General features: G+C 46.2%; 19 protein-coding genes. 9 read left to right on the forward strand and 10 right to left on the reverse strand.

Features of this window, described 5'->3' with window-relative positions; translation table 11 throughout:
* On the forward strand, positions 1-95 hold a 95-nt coding region (locus tag LRL21_RS42925; protein ID WP_240415445.1), incomplete at its 5' end, for an IS3 family transposase.
* Between the two features lie 96 nt (positions 96-191).
* Here LRL21_RS42925 and bcp read toward each other — a convergent pair.
* Positions 192-659 carry a thioredoxin-dependent thiol peroxidase gene (bcp, locus tag LRL21_RS42930; RefSeq protein ID WP_240421884.1) on the reverse strand — a complete coding sequence of 156 codons (468 nt, stop codon included), beginning with the start codon at positions 657-659 and terminating at the stop codon, positions 192-194.
* Positions 660-1,161: 502 nt separating this feature from the next.
* Here bcp and LRL21_RS42935 point away from each other — a divergent pair.
* The 7 genes from LRL21_RS42935 to LRL21_RS42965 all read left to right on the forward strand — a co-directional run bounded on the left by LRL21_RS42935 (position 1,162) and on the right by LRL21_RS42965 (position 8,056).
* Positions 1,162-2,061 carry an AraC family transcriptional regulator gene (locus LRL21_RS42935; RefSeq protein ID WP_240421885.1) on the forward strand — a complete coding sequence of 300 codons (900 nt, stop codon included), beginning with the start codon at positions 1,162-1,164 and terminating at the stop codon, positions 2,059-2,061.
* A gap of 37 nt (positions 2,062-2,098) precedes the next feature.
* A complete protein-coding gene (locus LRL21_RS42940) occupies positions 2,099-3,730 on the forward strand; it encodes a type 2 periplasmic-binding domain-containing protein (RefSeq protein WP_240421886.1) in 1,632 nt (543 codons plus the stop codon).
* Position 3,731: 1 nt separating this feature from the next.
* Positions 3,732-4,637, forward strand: coding sequence for an ABC transporter permease (locus tag LRL21_RS42945; protein ID WP_420832567.1), 906 nt, complete (start codon positions 3,732-3,734; stop codon positions 4,635-4,637).
* A 21-nt stretch (positions 4,638-4,658) separates the two neighbouring features.
* Entirely contained in the window at positions 4,659-5,531 is an 873-nt protein-coding gene (locus tag LRL21_RS42950; RefSeq protein ID WP_240421887.1) for a carbohydrate ABC transporter permease, read from the forward strand.
* 24 nt (positions 5,532-5,555) lie between these two features.
* Positions 5,556-7,073 carry a sulfatase family protein gene (locus tag LRL21_RS42955; RefSeq protein WP_240421888.1) on the forward strand — a complete coding sequence of 506 codons (1,518 nt, stop codon included), beginning with the start codon at positions 5,556-5,558 and terminating at the stop codon, positions 7,071-7,073.
* Between the two features lie 231 nt (positions 7,074-7,304).
* Entirely contained in the window at positions 7,305-7,565 is a 261-nt protein-coding gene (locus tag LRL21_RS42960) for a GlsB/YeaQ/YmgE family stress response membrane protein (RefSeq protein WP_240421889.1), read from the forward strand.
* Positions 7,566-7,597: 32 nt separating this feature from the next.
* On the forward strand, positions 7,598-8,056 hold the full coding sequence (locus tag LRL21_RS42965) for a YtxH domain-containing protein (protein WP_240421890.1): 459 nt from the start codon (positions 7,598-7,600) through the stop codon (positions 8,054-8,056).
* A gap of 970 nt (positions 8,057-9,026) precedes the next feature.
* Here the strand turns inward: LRL21_RS42965 and LRL21_RS42970 are convergent.
* The 5 genes from LRL21_RS42970 to LRL21_RS42990 form a co-directional block, all read right to left on the reverse strand.
* Entirely contained in the window at positions 9,027-9,344 is a 318-nt protein-coding gene (locus LRL21_RS42970) for a hypothetical protein (RefSeq protein ID WP_240421891.1), read from the reverse strand.
* A gap of 129 nt (positions 9,345-9,473) precedes the next feature.
* The gene (locus LRL21_RS42975; RefSeq protein ID WP_240421892.1) at positions 9,474-10,250 is read right to left on the reverse strand and encodes a sigma-70 family RNA polymerase sigma factor; all 777 of its coding nucleotides are present in this window, start codon (positions 10,248-10,250) and stop codon (positions 9,474-9,476) included.
* Entirely contained in the window at positions 10,247-10,696 is a 450-nt protein-coding gene (rsbW, locus tag LRL21_RS42980) for an anti-sigma B factor RsbW (RefSeq protein ID WP_240421893.1), read from the reverse strand. Before rsbW ends, LRL21_RS42975 begins: the two co-directional genes overlap by 4 nt.
* Before the next feature lie 19 nt (positions 10,697-10,715).
* Positions 10,716-11,051 carry an STAS domain-containing protein gene (locus LRL21_RS42985; protein ID WP_240421894.1) on the reverse strand — a complete coding sequence of 112 codons (336 nt, stop codon included), beginning with the start codon at positions 11,049-11,051 and terminating at the stop codon, positions 10,716-10,718.
* A 92-nt stretch (positions 11,052-11,143) separates the two neighbouring features.
* Entirely contained in the window at positions 11,144-11,605 is a 462-nt protein-coding gene (locus LRL21_RS42990; RefSeq protein WP_240421895.1) for a DUF948 domain-containing protein, read from the reverse strand.
* A gap of 164 nt (positions 11,606-11,769) precedes the next feature.
* On the opposite strand from LRL21_RS42990, the gene LRL21_RS42995 reads away from it, so the two are divergent.
* On the forward strand, positions 11,770-11,925 hold the full coding sequence (locus tag LRL21_RS42995) for a hypothetical protein (protein ID WP_240421896.1): 156 nt from the start codon (positions 11,770-11,772) through the stop codon (positions 11,923-11,925).
* Positions 11,926-12,070: 145 nt separating this feature from the next.
* Here LRL21_RS42995 and LRL21_RS43000 read toward each other — a convergent pair whose 3' ends face one another.
* The 4 genes from LRL21_RS43000 to LRL21_RS43015 form a co-directional block, all read right to left on the reverse strand.
* Complete coding sequence (locus tag LRL21_RS43000; protein WP_240421897.1) at positions 12,071-12,658, reverse strand: hypothetical protein; 588 nt, start codon at positions 12,656-12,658, stop codon at positions 12,071-12,073.
* Positions 12,659-12,754: 96 nt separating this feature from the next.
* A complete protein-coding gene (locus LRL21_RS43005) occupies positions 12,755-13,936 on the reverse strand; it encodes a glucose-1-phosphate adenylyltransferase (RefSeq protein WP_338044772.1) in 1,182 nt (393 codons plus the stop codon).
* 169 nt (positions 13,937-14,105) lie between these two features.
* Complete coding sequence (locus LRL21_RS43010) at positions 14,106-15,335, reverse strand: ATP-binding protein (RefSeq protein ID WP_240421899.1); 1,230 nt, start codon at positions 15,333-15,335, stop codon at positions 14,106-14,108.
* On the reverse strand, positions 15,332-16,201 hold the full coding sequence (locus LRL21_RS43015) for a CheR family methyltransferase (RefSeq protein WP_275901186.1): 870 nt from the start codon (positions 16,199-16,201) through the stop codon (positions 15,332-15,334). The genes LRL21_RS43010 and LRL21_RS43015 overlap by 4 nt, the downstream gene beginning before the upstream one ends.
* Positions 16,202-16,249: the final 48 nt, after the last annotated feature.

Raw genomic sequence — 16,249 nt, forward strand, 5'->3', positions numbered from 1 at the left:
GATATATCCAGTATTACAACCACAAACGCATAAAGGCAAAACTAAAGGGCATGAGCCCGGTACAATACCGGATTCACACCCATAAGGGAGCCTAATATATATTGTCTAACTTTTTGGGGTCACTTCAGATATGAGCGGTTTTTTGACATTGAACAACCAGAAAGGCACCCATCGATCAGCTCTATCTGATTTTATAACGACTTGATAACTTCCAATACTTCGGCCACGTGACCGTCAACCTGAACCACACGCCATTCTTTAATCAGAACACCCTGCTCATCGATTAAAAATGTAGAGCGCTCTACGCCATAAAACTGATTTCCGTCTCGTTCCCGAAGCTTCCACACACCAAATTGCTCGCAAACCTGATGATCAACATCACTAAGCAGCAAAAAGGGCAGCTGGTATTCGTTGATAAATTGATTGTGGGAGGCCAGATCATCCGGACTAATTCCGATCACCTCGGTATTTAATTGGCCGAATTGGCCGTTAAAATCTCTGAACTCGCACGATTCCTTGGTGCAGCCAGGTGTCATATCCTTCGGATAAAAGTAGATCAGTACCCTTTTGCCACGAAAATCACTGAGAGAAACTTCGGCTCCATTCGCCGCTGGTAAAGTAAAATCCGGTACCGCTTGTTGAACTTGAACAGCTGTCATGGTTTGGGCTCCTTTACACGTTATTGGAATTGGTTTATAGACTTGCACATATGCAGCACTCTGAGCTCGTTATTCCTATTTTACCATAAATCCCACTTGATATAAGAACTATCCATTTGCATGCTTGTATGTATCAAAACTTTAACATTTTGTCATACAACTGAAATGAAGAATACATCATTTCTTCATGTAGTTAGGCTATACTAATCCATGACCCCCTTTTTAAAATATAGTTGACTTAAGACCCGCGGCCCGTTGCCAGCGGGTCTCTTTTTGTCTGTATACCAGAGTATGGTATTCATCGAGCCTTGCATTCCCATTAATGGCCCGATTGTCCGTTTTTGGATACCTGATGTCGCAAATAGACATGTATTTGGCCTAATCGAACATAACGTGCCACGCCAAAATCGTTTATGATAAATAAACAAAACAAATAAAAACCAGTGTTATACTTGGTATTGATCTAGGAGTGATTATTTAGAGAAAACAGGAGCTGTTACCATTGCTAATCAAAACATTTGGTGGATACCAAAAAGAAGGCTACCCCCTATGGATTCAACGTTCCTCTCATGGGCAGCACAATCTGATTGAAGAGCACGGCCATGATTTTATTGAAACCGTCTATGTAGTTCACGGTGGCGGCATACACAAGATCAATGACGAATATTACGAAATTCGGGCGGGTGACGTGTATACAATTCTTCCCGGGGAAATTCACTCTTATCTCGATGTAGCGAATAGCGGGCTTGAGATCATCAACTGCCTGTTCCTCCCTGAAACGGTGCGGGAAGGACTGCCGCTTAAACCGACCCAGCTTCACAGTCTCGCCTACTTGGCACCCTTTTATGACATTCTCGATCATTTGCCCAAAAGATCAAGCCTAACCTCACGGCAATCCTCGGTTGTATTGGGATTGCTTGCGAGCATGATTCAGGAAATCAAGCTGCGTGATACTGCATTTGAAACCATCCTCAGTCACAAATTGATAGATCTGCTCATACTGCTTTCCCGCTACCATTCGCAGCGCGAGCTAGGGGAAACCGGATCCAAGCCGCTGTCGAGCGGACACGAGATTCTGATCCGTAAGGTTTGCGCGTTTCTCGAAAGCAATTATCAGCACAAAATTACAGGCATCCTGTTAGCCCAACATTTCAATATTAGCCAACGGCATCTGAACAGGGTGTTCCGGCAGGAAACGGGAACGAGCATCACTTCCAAGCTGCAAAATATCCGGATGGAACGCGCCAAGCATATGCTTCATGAAACCGAGCGAAGCATTGAATCGATTTCGCTGGCTGTCGGCTTCGGTGATACTTCTTTTTTCACCCGCCTATTTGCACGGATTGTTGGAGACACACCGAGCGGCTTTCGCAAACAGGCCAAGAATCGACGGATTTCATAAATGACCCATCGAGTTCTATATAGAGAGGAAAATGGATATGCGTATACAAAGAAAAAACATACTGATCACAACACCAGACAAGAAGAGGTATCCAAATCAACCACCACTGCTTGCAGGCACCAGCATTTTACTACTGATGCTGCCTTTGGGGTTATCAGCCTGCGGCGCAAGCCCGACACCTGTCAACAACCCGGCTCCTGCTGCAGACACCTCCGTGAAAGGTCAGACAGAGGCTCCATTAGAGGTGAGCATCATGACCATAACGCCGAGCACACCTACAGCGAGCGACGACAACGTGATCAAAAGAGCCATCGAAAAAGCGACCAATTCCAAAATGACGATTCGATGGACCTCCAATAATGTCTATTCAGACAAACTGAACATTGCATTAGCTTCGGGAGATATCGCAGATCTGACGATGATCAACAATCCTTTTTCGAGCAATTTCCGCTCCATGGTCGCGCAAGGCGCATTCTGGGACATTACACCGTACATTAAGGAATATCCCAATTTTCAAAAAGGTGTCTCCCCTATAGCATGGGAGTCTACCAAAATGGCTGACGGTAAAAACTATGGAATTCCTCGTGGACGCGACGAGAACGATGAAAGCTTTTTTATCATCCGCAAGGACTGGCTCGATAATGTCGGCCTCAAGCCGCCCACGACAACAGATGAATTATATGAGGTCATGAAGGCTTTTAAAGAGAAGGATCCTGATAAGAACGGCAAGAACGATACAACAGCATTAGCCGCCTATATTCCGTCTGACGATACGACCAATGGAGGGGGAATCGGTCCCGTGCTGGGGATGATTGAAAGCTCCTTTACCGGCGTGACCGGAAGCTGGAAGCTGGTCGATAATAAGCTCGTTTATACGGCCTTGCTGCCTGAGGTGCGAAAGTCATTGGAATACAACGCCAAGGCGTTCCAGGAGAAATTGATGCCAGAGGACTTGCTTTCCTTAAAAATCACACAGGTTCGTGACCTGTTTAAAACAAATAAAGCTGGAATCATCGTCGATAAATCCGGAACCGCGAGCCGAGTCTATACAACGGATTTAAAAAAGGTGGTCTCGGACTTTAAGGATACGGAGTTTTATCCGCTGACCTCCATCAATGGCTATACTCCGAAAAGCGCCGGGTTCAACGGGATTCTGGCAATTCCCAAGTCCGTACCGGAAGCCAAAATGAAACGGATTTTGAAGCTGATCAATGACTGGATGAATACCGATGTGTCTGCCATCCAACGCTTCGGCTTTGAAGGTGTACATCACCAAGTCATCAATGGGGTGAAGGTGCAAATTCCAGACAAATTAAACGCCGACAATGCTTCTGACTTCAATCAAATTGTGAATCCGATTGATCCAAGTCTCGATCCGATACCTACCACGCCAGAGGGAAAAGCTTCCCAAGAGCTGTATGATAAAGTAAAGCAGGAGCGTTCCAAAGTGAGCATAGGAGATATCAGTACCGGACTGAATTCGCCAACAGCGCAAAAGGTGCTGCCTGATCTGGAAAAGAAAATTCAGGATCTGAAAGCCAAAATTATTTATGGACGCGAGCCTATCACAGCTTGGGACGATTTTGTCGCCAAGATGAAAGCCGATCCGAGCGTGATCAAGATGTCCGAAGAAATGACGCAGGCTTATCTTAAACGAGTCGGTAAATAAGGTGAATAATTTGACGCGCGATCTGCGAAGAAACCTTTATTTGTACCTGCTTGCTTTGCCTGGTGTCCTGTTTTTCATAGTGTTTAAATATGTGCCGATGTGGGGCGTCATGATCGCCTTTCAAAACTATTCTCCGCTCAGCGGTATTCTGCACAGCCCTTGGATCGGCCTGGAGCATTTTGAACGTTTTTTTGCCACCTCCGATTTCTGGCTGCTGTTCCGCAATACGTTGGCCATCAATACGCTGAGTCTGCTGTTCTTTTTTCCGCTTCCCATTGTGGTGTCCCTGATGCTTAACGAGCTTCGGGGTGTCATCTACAAAAGGATCATACAATCCGTCATTTATATGCCGCACTTTTTATCCTGGGTCATTATCGCCAGCTTGACGTTTATACTGTTTGCAAGAGGCGAAGGTTTGGTCAATCATGTGCTGGAGGCAGGCGGCTGGTCGCGGATTGACGTCCTAACCAATCCTGATCTGTTCTGGATCATGGTAACGCTGCAGTCCATGTGGAAGGAAGCCGGGTGGGGAACCATCGTCTTCCTTGCAGCGATCTCCGGGATTGATCCGCAGATTTACGAGGCAGCGCGAATTGACGGGGCGGGACGATTGCGCCAGATGTGGCATGTCACATTGCCATCGATCCGCAGCGTCATTGTCATACTGCTGATCTTGCGGCTGGGCGATATTATGGATGTAGGCTTTGAGCATATCTTCCTTATGTACAACGGAGCCGTCTCTCAGGTGGCTGAAGTATTTGATACCTACGTATACCGGACAGGCATTCAACGCGGTCAGTTCAGCTACAGCACTGCTGTTGGCTTGTTCAAATCGGTGATCGGATTGATCTTGGTCATCTTGTCCAACCGACTGGCCCGCAAGCTTGGCGAAGAAGGCGTATATTGAGAGGATAAGGAGGAAATGCAAATGAAAACCGACAATGCTGGCAGCCTGATCTTCCAAACATTAAATATATCCTTGCTGGGGCTGCTGGGGCTGGTCACCGTCTTCCCGTTCTATTACGTGCTGATTGTATCGCTAACGGACCCTACGGAGTACATGCTCAACAAGTGGACGTTATTCCCAAACCATTGGAGCCTTGCCTCTTATGAGTATCTGATCTCTACAAAAGCGTTCCTTCGTTCAATGGGCAACAGCACCTTTCTGGCAACCGTAGGAACCGCCTGCAGCTTGTTGCTAACCTCTTCTCTCGCCTATGCCTTATCCCGCCACAGGATGAGCGGGCGGCGTATAGTACTGATGATGGTGCTGCTGACGATCCTGTTCAGCCCGGGTATCATTCCACATTATATACTGGTCAGACAGATCGGATTGATCGGCAGCCTCTGGTCCCTCATTATTCCCGCATTAGCCAGCGGGTGGAATGTTCTTTTGATGAAAGGCTTTTTTGCAAGCATCCCTGCCGAGCTGGATGAATCAGCGTCGATTGACGGAAGCAACGATATCCAGACGTGGGTTCGGATCATTCTTCCTTTATCGCTGCCTGCGATGGCTGCTTTCGGCTTATTTTATGCGGTTGGGTATTGGAATCAGTTTTTTCAGGCACTGTTGTATATTAACGATTCTGCCAAATGGCCCATTCAGGTTCTGCTGCAAAATATGCTGCTGAGTGCATCCAACACGGATCTGGAAGCCTACGATGTTACTCAACAGGCTCCCCCATCGGAAATGCTCAAAATGGCTGCTGTTATTATTGCAACAGTACCCATTCTGATCGTGTATCCATTTTTGCAAAAGCATTTTGCCAAAGGAGCTATGGTAGGCTCAGTAAAAGGATAACAATTCAATGTATCGGAGGTCTACATGGTACCAACCAAACCAAACATTATTTTTTTAATGACAGACCAGCAGCGATGGGACTGTCTGGGGCAATTTAACGAGCATATTCAAACACCCAATCTGGACAAATTGGCAGAGCGTGGAATTACCTACAATCAGGCTGTTTGCCAAGCTCCCATGTGCGTACCGAGCCGAAGCTCGATGATGTTTGGCTTCTATCCATCGCAGCTCGGTGTACGTACAAACCATGGTGGCTTATATGAGGAGCAGAAGCTGCCCTCCGAACCTCTGCCGGAGCTGATGCGTCGTGCAGGCTACCATACCGCCGGATTTGGAAAGACACACTGGAATCATGGACTGCATAACCCGCTTCCGCCAACACGCGGTTTTGATGTACGGGCTGTGGGCCTTGCAAGGAACAGCGGACATTATGAACAGGACGCAACCATGATGGGTGATCTGGAGCCTGATGGATTACAGGCCTATCACGAAGAAACGAAGCACTACGGCAGCGGCGAAGAGAATGCGCTGGGTTATATTGGGGCTACAAGCCAAATACCGATGGAGCATCATCGGGACGGCTGGGTTGCCGAGCAATGCTTGCGCTACATTGAGGATGGGATTGATCAGACTAAACCTTTGTTCTTGTACTTGTCCTTTCTGAAGCCTCACGCCGGGTTTAACGTTCCCAAAGAGTTCGAGGACCTGTACCAACTGCACGATATTCCCGATATCGCCCAGCCGCCATGGTTATATGAAACCGACACCCATCTTGCTTCCGAAGATGAAGCCAGCTCCGAGAGCAATTACTCCAGGCGCAGAGCTGTCTGGGAGACGCTCACGCCAGAAGAGCGCAAGCGTACGACCCTGCGCTATTGGGCAAACTGCTCCTGGCTTGACCATTATTTTGGACGTGTGCTTGATGGTCTGGAACAGCAAGGCATTCTGGACAACGCGCTCATCGTATTCGTCTCGGATCATGGGGAGATGCTGGGAGAGCGCCGTTATCGGTTCAGCAAATACTGCCTGTATGACAGCAGCGTTCGTGTGCCCATGATCCTTTCAGGTACATATGTACCTGAAGCCCGACAGGGAACGGTCGATGAACGTCCGGCTGAACTGATTGATCTGGTGCCGACCTTAAGCGAAGTAGCGGGATTGCCTCGCAATCCACTTCTGCCGGGTCTGGATTTATTCGGCAGCTTGCAGCGCAAAGGAACCTTTTGTGAGTTGCATGGCAAAACGGCATCCGCACGCCATTCCACTCCAGGCTTGATGTGGCGCAAGAAGGACTGGAAGCTTATCCTTTACATGAACGGTACTCTGAACGATGCCGTAGGCAGAGTTGACGAATTTCAAGGTGAGCTTTACCATCTCGCTGAAGACCCCAATGAGTGGAACAATCTGTATACCGATGAAACTCATGCAAAACGTCGGGAACAAATGACCGGGGAGCTGCTGATGCATTTGGCATGCACCTGGTCGAGGGGACCCGTGTTTTATGATAGTCACGGATTTGAGGCGCTGGACGTGAACGGTTGAGGCTTATGCAGATATTATTCGTTATCATTTTGTCATCTAACTGAAATAAAGTATTCATCTTCTCTTCATGTAGTTAGGCTATACTAATCCATGACCCCCTTTTTAAAATATAGTTTGACTTAAGACCCGCGGCCCGTTGCCAGCGGGTCTCTTTTTGTCCTGTTTCGGCTCTCCAGCAGCAGGGTAATAGACAACATGGAAGGAAACCTTATCCGAAAGGAGCGTGGTGACATGATTGGAATAGTCATTACTATCATCATGGCAATCGTAATCGGAGCTATTGGTTCCGCGATAGCACCGGGCGGAATGCCAGGTGGCATCTTCGGCTCAATGATTGCCGGATTCGTTGGAGCGTGGCTCGGTAGCTGGCTGCTTGGAGCATGGGGTCCTGTTATCGGAGGCTTTGCCGTAGTACCTGCAATTATTGGGGCTGCATTGTTCGTATTCCTGTTGACTTTGTTGTCAAGAACGATGAACAGCAGATCCTATTAATTACACAAAAAAACAAATGGGAGTGGATAATCATGAGTACAGTAACGAATCGCAGCAACGTAATCACAGCAACAATTATTGGTGGCGCCGTAGGTGCAGTAGTCGCTCTGTTATTGGCGCCTAAATCAGGACGTGAGCTTAGAGAAGATATTAAAGAAACGGTTCAAACCCTTCAATCCAAAAGCTCTGAATGGGTGGAACAAGCCAAAACCACTACAGCGGACGCCATTCAGCTGATTTCCGAGCATGGCTCTGAGCTATTGGACAAAGCCAAGAGCGCTGCTGACAGTGCAGCTCAATCTGCTCGCAATGCTACTGAATCTATCGCTCAGGCCGTCCATACAACGACAGATCAAGCCGCGAATACGATTCATCGAGTGACGGATCAAGCCGCTGATTCCACACATAAAGCGACAGATACGGCAGCTAATGCTACCAATCAGGCGTTACATGAAACCAAAAAGTTAGATGCTGTCGGCAGCAAAAACTAATTGAATACTGATCCGTACACCGCATCGGCATCATAGCAAACATTAGAACGGTTCCCCGCATGATAGGGAATCGTCCTTTTGCTGTATTCCAAGCCTTAAAACATTTGTCTAAACCCATCATTCGAGTGTGCGGAGGGAATGGGTATGGGACTCCGGCCGCTGTTGAAGCTCATGTTCCCTGAATGGAAGGCTTGCAGCGGTTGGAACACGAGCTTCAAAGGCGGACGCTAGCGCTCCTCTACCCCATACCCATTCCCTCACTTGTTCTACTCTGAGCTTGGGGCTGCTTCCTTCTTGCAGAGTCCATCTGGAAGCAGATAAATGAGTCCTGTTGCTTCCTTTGTCGTATTCAGGTATATGGGGTACTTCTTCCTATGTAGTGACACTAGCACACCCTTCAGCTGGTCATACGTGCATCGTGTTTAACTGCTACCGCAATACCACACTTACAATGGATTCCTCTACAACCGTGGCCGCACTTTACTGCAAGTTCTACTGCAAGTTTAACTTCAGCTTTTACTTCAATTGGACTCCATACGAACAAACTATCAACGCATACTAACTGGTTACTTGTAACGATGTAAAACATCGGATTGGCGAGTTTCAAGCTGTTCCAGACACTTTTAATGATATAAAACATCGTAACAGCTGCTGTTTAGATCAAAGTACTCGTTTTTATTAATTTTATCGATGTTTTACATCGTATCAGATCGTCACGTCATGAAAAATCCTCATGTTATGATCTTTTTCATCATACCAGATACTTGGCCCATGGAAGATGCTCCTATGAAGATATTCCCCCGTTATATCCATTTTAAGAACTAGAACGAGCGAAATCACATATTAACGTAACTCCAGCAAGCCCAATTGAAGTATGCTATTAGTCCAGTCACTCCATATAAAAAGCGATGACAGAAGGAGCTTCCCCGCTGTCATCGCTTATATTCACTTACCAAACCTTATCGGGTGCTTACTTTTCCAATAGCTGCAAAAATTGCTCCGGCTCTTTTCTTTCATTAAGCAGCTGCCCTACATGGAGCTTGGGTCGATCTGGTTTAACAAAATGCCCATTTTCCAGATAGTAGCCCTTCTCTTTAGCGGCAGCGTGCAGCTTGCAAAAGTGTTCCGCCGCAACGATAGCTTCCTCCAACCGAGTGAACGTTTCCAACACATTGCCTTTTCCTAAAGGATTTGATTTGGATTGAATACTTACCTGATAGGAGTTTGATTCTGTCTCATGCACCAATACATCGCTGCCCTCACAGGTAATACTGTGTTTTATCGTCATAACATCCACCGCCTTTACGAGTTGTACTACTGGAGTTCTTATTACTTATTACCCGCTGGGCGTTACCCTGAATCAATATAAAACACGCCCTCTTCAAAGGACGCGTTTTACAGGAATAATCTATGAGTTCTAACCATCATGGCTACCTCTGGCTTCTGCAAGAAAAGTTTTCAGCTTATCCAAGGCTCGCTTCTGGATGCGTGAAACGCTCATCTGCGAAACCTCCAGCTCTTGAGCGATCATTCTTTGTGACTGGCCCTCTACATAAGCAAGATGAAGCACCTGCTGCTCCTCTGGCTTCAACTGACGCATAGCTTCCTCGATATCAAGCCGTCGCTCCAGCTGCTGAAAATCGTCTTTGTCGGTACCCAACAGATCACCGATGGTAGCTCCATTTTCTTCTGTGGAAAGAGGTGTATCCAGAGAGACATAGTGGTAATACTCTCTTCCTGCCAAAATTTCTATCGTTTCTTCAACAGTTAACTCAACGTCAGCCGCGATTTCCTCTACATTGGGTGAACGCTCCAGGATCACTGTCAGGCGATCTATCGCTTCCTGAATCCGACCGCCCTTTTCCTTTACCCGCCTTGGCACCTGAACATACCAGGATTTGTCCCGCAAGTAATTTTTCATATGTCCAATGACACTTTTCATCATATAAGGCTCAAACTGTACGCCTTGCGCAACATCGAACTGCTTGAAAAGTCGAAGCATCGACATTTGTCCCACTTGATATAAATCTTCGAAGAGGTCCGGACGATTGCGCGACATTTTACCTGCTGCCATTTTTACAAGAGATTCGTATTTTAGCAGTAGCGTTGTTGCGACCTCATTACTTCCCGTTTCCTGATACTCTTTGATCAGCTCCTGGGTATTGAATGCCGGTCTCTCAGAATTTAATTTCATACAAGTTCCTCACTTTTACTCAGCCATTTTGTCAAAATGACCTCTGTGCCTCCGTTGCTTTTCACTTCGACTTCATCCATCAAAGCCTGCATGAGATAAATACCCAAACCGCCAATATTGGCTTCATCCAACGTTTGCTCATGTAGGGACTGCGCTTGCTCTACCTTTTCTGCATAATTAAAGCTGGCTCCCTCGTCCTTCACAGAGATCCGGATACCGGTTTCGAGCAGTTCAAATTTCACATCCATAGCTCCCGTGCGCCCAGGCTCATAGGCATGTACAACTGCATTGTTGCATGCTTCGGCAACAGCAACCTTCATATCTTCAATTTCCTCATAAGAAAAACCAACCTTGCTGCATAGACCATACAACGTCAACCTTACCACATCAATAAATTCCGCATCCGCAGGCAGAGTCATACAGACCATTCGATTGTTCCCATTCATATCGTCGCTTCTTTCCTTTCTAATTCGTATTATTCGAGGATTGTTGGATAAAAGATGTCAAGCCGGTCATATCGAATAAACGCTGAACCTTAAGCGGAATCTCCACCACTTCAATAGGTGCTTTCAACACGTTTCTGGCTTTTAACAAGGATAAAATCACACCGATTCCCGTACTATCGATATACTGAAGGTCCTTTAGATTAAGGATAAGGTTGCGTCCTGTATCTGCTACATAAGGGTCAGCGGCAGCCCGCAGCTCTGCAGCCTTGGACAAATCCAATTCTCCCTTCAAGTACAGCACCCAGCTGTCCGCTGTAGCCTCTTTCTCTATCTCAAATACATGTTGACGATTCATTCAAGTAGTTCCTCCTTCAAATTACCTTATAAGGGTGTACAATATATCTTATCTTTACCCTAACCTATAGCCTTCGAAACAGCAATTGTGAATTATTTTGCCACTGCTGCTTCCTGTCTTCTATGTTTGATCTGGTGCCAAATATCAAGCACAAGTGGAATCGTTTTGATTGCTTTCGCGATATTGCTGGCAGCCGGGGAATAAGCCTCACTGGCTACCTTATCCTTAATGGTCCTAGAAACAGTTACTGACGCATTTTTTACTGAGGTTGTAATTTCATCCACCGCTTCACCGACCTGCTTCACCGAATGAAAAGTAGGCTCTAACGCATGCAGTTTATTCAGCACATCCACCGTGACAGCGTTGGTATGCCGAAGCACATCGGATGCTTCTTTAGTAACACCCACTACATGATTCTGCAAATCGTGGATCGTTGTATTGGTTTGGACCAATAGAGCCGACATCGACCTTAAAGTTGTAATCAAAAACACAACCAACACCACAAAAGCCAAAGCTACCGCTGCAACACTAATTTCGATAATTATACTATTCATACCATATCCCCCTCCATGTATACACCTGAGTTCTTTACCTGCTTCAGTTATGTACTAATTACCCATGAAGCTTTTATTTGAACCATTGATTCAACCGGATTTTACGAGGGTAATGGATCTCATAACAGGAATTAACAACAGCCTAATATGAAGGAGTGATTACAATGGATGAGTTCAAAACTGAGAAAGTCAATACATCTGAAACACGTTTGGATAAAGGACAGGTCGCTTCAACTTTTATCAAATATGCAGCTTACATCATTATTTTCTTCGGCTTTCTGTACTTTATCATTAAGTATGTATTGCCGGCCTTTCATTGAGAAATGGTAAAAAAAACATGGAAAGCAACCGAAAAGACGTTAGCAGATGGGGGCTATAGTAATAAACCCTATCTGCTAACGTCTTTTTGATGAAGCTAACAAACATAATGACACTAAGGGAAAAGGTGTCAGCCATCAGACCATCTTATTGACTTCCCGCATGAAAATAACTAACCGATTTGACGTGATTATCGTGGGGGTCCATAAAAATTTTGAAGGCCATATTGCCCTTTTTATATACGATTCCGTCCTCACTAATGAAATATGGCATGCCAAGTCTATCCTTTAGCTTATCAAAAGGAAAGCTGATCCCATCGATCTCAACCTTTCCGACGGCTTCGCCTACAGAAACGCTTTGAACCGCACCGTCTACCACATTGATTTCGCAGTCCTTGAAAAGGTAGGTCCGCGACGATTTTATAATATCATCCTGGATCAGGCTAAGAGGTTCTCCTTTAAGCTCAACAATCGTTTTTAAATCATCAGACAAAGCGATTCCGTTAACTGAGGTAAACCTCAGAAGTGATGAAGGTGTTTCGGAAGCCGAAGTACTTGCAGACGAAAACTCAGGAGTTGTATAAGTAGCTGTAGTTACATCTGCTGCCGCAATGTTCTCGGTCAGGACAGATACGCTTGTGGTTAGCACAGGATGTTCGACTTCCTGAAATTGCGCCCATAAACCACCAGTTACCAGTACGGCTAATGGTAAACCCACTCCAAGCAGCTTATTCATGAGCTTCTCCTCCTAAGCTTTTTTGTCAAGCAAAACCAACGGCTTCGTACGCATCTTTTGTTGAAACTCCTTCATCATTTCTTTACATGCGCAGGCTTAGCCAATCATTTCTACGAGCAGTTTATTGGCCGGAATATATACTTTAGGCAATTTCTCACCTTTAACATAAATAATTTCCTTGTCACCTATAACAGAAACACCATTGCTATTAGGAATTCCGAGGCTGACGCCATCATGGATAATTGCATTTTCACCAACTATTGCTTTGTGCAGTGTTACGCCTTGACCGATTACAGCACCCGGCATAATCACACTGTCATAAATTCGGCTGCCTTGACCAATTTTGGCACCTGCTGACACTACGGAGCGCTCAACCATTCCTTGGATACTGCAACTATCATACACCAAAGAGTGACGAATCATACCTGTGGTTTCCTTATAAAGTCGAGGTTCTGCGCGCACAACTGTATGCAGTGGCCATGCTTGCGAATGTACAGCAAATTTAGGATTGTCACCCAGCAAATCCATGTGTGCCTCCCACAGACTATCCAGAGTTCCTACATCTTTCCAATATCCATCATACGCAAAAGCATTCATTATGGCCCCACTATTCAGCATTGCAGGAATAACATCCTTGCCAAAGTCATGACTGGATAAGCTGATGCTTGCATCCTGCTTTAGGTATTGCTGCAAGAATGCCGTATCGAACACATAAATTCCCATGGAAGCCAAATTGCTTACAGGCTTGTCCGGTTTTTCTGTGAATTCGGTAATGCGTCCATACTCATCCGTGTTCATAATTCCGAAGCGGCTGGCTTCCGCCCAAGGAACAGCTGTAACGGCAATCGTAGCCATAGCCTTCGTATCCCGATGCTGCCTGATTAACTGACTGTAATCCATTTGATATATATGATCCCCAGACAATACAATAACGTATTCGGGTTGATGGCGCTCAATAAAATGCCAGTTTTGGTAAACAGCGTCTGCAGTTCCTGTAAATCCATCCTTGCCTACGTGCTCCTGAGTGGAGCTTAGAATGGCCACTTCTCCCTGCTCTGTGTCTTGAAGCCAAGGTGTGCCTTCACCAATATGTTGGTGCAAGGCCTCAGGCCGGTATTGTGTCACAACACCGATGTGCTGGATGCCCGAATTTCTGCAGTTGCTTAATGCATAATCGATCATTCGAGCGGCCCCGCCAAAATGAACGGCTGGTTTTGCTTTATGATGCGTCAAGACACCGAGTCGGCGTCCCTCCCCTCCGGAAAGTAACATTGCCACACATTCCCTTTTGCCCATTCCTTATCACCAGACCCTTCGTTAGTTTCTTCTTTCCCCTTATGATCTCCTAATCTCTATTAAACGATGAGGAAATCCTTGAAACATTGGGTTCAGAAGCAAAAAAAAGCAGCCCTGCCATAATGGCCAAGCTGCTGCTTCCTTAATTTGCTTATCCAGTTAAATTGTCCACTCCGCCTACCTTGGCACGGATCGTAAAAATGAATAATGCGCCATTAATGTAATCCGGATCCAGTCGAATTGTTCCACCCAACAATTCGGCCAGATTTTTGCAAATCGCTAATCCAAGCCCGGTTCCACCATATTTTCTCGTCGTTGAGGAATCAAGCTGTGAGAATGGACGAAACAGCTCGTTTCTTTTTCCGGCGGGTATCCCGACACCTGTATCCCTGACGCTAAATTCCAGCTCGATTTCCTCATCGTAGGTTTTGAGCATGGATACACTCAAATATACACCGCCCTCTTTGGTGAACTTTACAGCATTCCCGATTAGGTTCATTAAGATTTGCTTTAATCGAGCTTCGTCACCAACGAGATATTCTGGCAGCAAGGAATCCACTTCGAAGGCCATATCAAAAGACTTTTTCCGTCCATCCAGCTGAAATAAATCAAACACTTCCTGCAAGCTCGATCGCAGATGGAACAGCTCCTCGCTTTTTTCCATCTTGCCGGATTCGATCTTCGACAGATCCAATATATCATTGAGAATCGCCAACAGGGAGGCGCCGCTCTTGCGAATCGTCTCGGTAAGCTCCAGCTGCTCTGCACTTAGCTCCGTATCCATTAAGAGATCGGCCATCGCCAAGACACCATTCAGGGGAGTCCGAATTTCATGGCTCATTACAGCCAGGAATTCAGATTTAGCCCGCACGGCTTGCTCCGCGGCTTCTTTGGCAAGCTCCAGCTCCTCATTGCGCTCATTTAAGAGCGCTGTTTGCTGCTGCAGCTTCAGCTGGGTTAAATAAATATGCACAAAGCCGGCAATTTTGGACCGCAGCACGTGAGGAATCACGGGCTTCACCATGTAATCTATCGCCCCCACGGAATAAGCTGTGAAAGACTGATCACGCTCCCCGTAAGCGGCTGTTACAAAAATGATCGGAATATCCTTGGTCCTTTCGCGGGATTTGATCCATTGTGCGGTTTCAAATCCGTCCATCCCTGGCATTTGCACATCCAGAACGATGACAGCAAAGTCATCGGATAGCAGACAGCGAAGCGCCGCCTCCCCCGAGTTCGCTTTGACCAAAAGATATTGCTGGTCTCCCAGCACCGCTTCCAAAGCCAGTAAATTTTCCGTCTGGTCGTCTACCAGCAAAATACGAATCGGCTCTATCATAGTCGCTGCTCCATTCTTTTGAGTCTGCTGCTGTTCGTTCATTTCCGTTTGCAATACAGCTTTTCCTGCGGGTTCACCAGCTCATAGCAATCCGAATATTTGGTAAAGGTGATCGTTTCTTTATCACCCAATATGAGAAATCCCGATTTGCACAGGCTTTCGTAAATAAGCTCATGTACTCTTGTCTGCAGGTCGGAATTGAAATAGATCATGACGTTACGGCAAAGAATCACATGGAATTCATTAAAGGAACGATCCGTAACGAGGTTATGCTGGGCAAACACGATATTATTGCTGAGTACGGAATGAAAGGTTGCAGCATTGTCGCTGGTTGAGTAATATTTGGAAAATTCGTTTTTACCGTCAGCTATAATATAGTTCTTCGTATACTCCCTCATTTTATTGAGGGGGTACGTCCCAGCTTGCGCATATTCCAATACATCCTCGCTCATATCGGTTGCATACAGGGTTGTGCGATCGTACAGTCCTTCCTCATGCAAGAGAATCGCCATTGAATACACTTCTTCTCCTGAAGAGCAACCCGCATGCCAGATGCGAATCGATGGCAGATTACGCAGAATCGGAACGACATGCTTTCGAAAATAAGCAAACATACGTGGATCACGAAACATTTCCGTAACATGAATCACTAACTCGGACACTAATCTTTTCATACTATCATGATTATGGAGTACCTTGGCCTGGAGTTCGGATACCGACTGCAAACGTTCCGCATAGACTCGGTTCCATATTCGGCGTCGAAGCGACGGATAAGAATAATTGCGAAAATCGTAGCCGTATAATCGAAACATACCTTCGAGCAGCAGCTGAATTTCTACCTTCTCCCGTTCCTCATCCGAAAACCCGCGCAGCTCCAGCACTCCAGATGGCTGTTTTGGTTGGTGCAATGGCGTAGTCCCCTTTCCTCTGTAAGCTCTTCTGGGATGAACGACTGA

It is taken from the genome of Paenibacillus periandrae (assembly GCF_022458865.1).
In the GTDB taxonomy this organism is placed as follows: Bacteria; Bacillota; Bacilli; order Paenibacillales; family NBRC-103111; genus Paenibacillus_S; species Paenibacillus_S periandrae.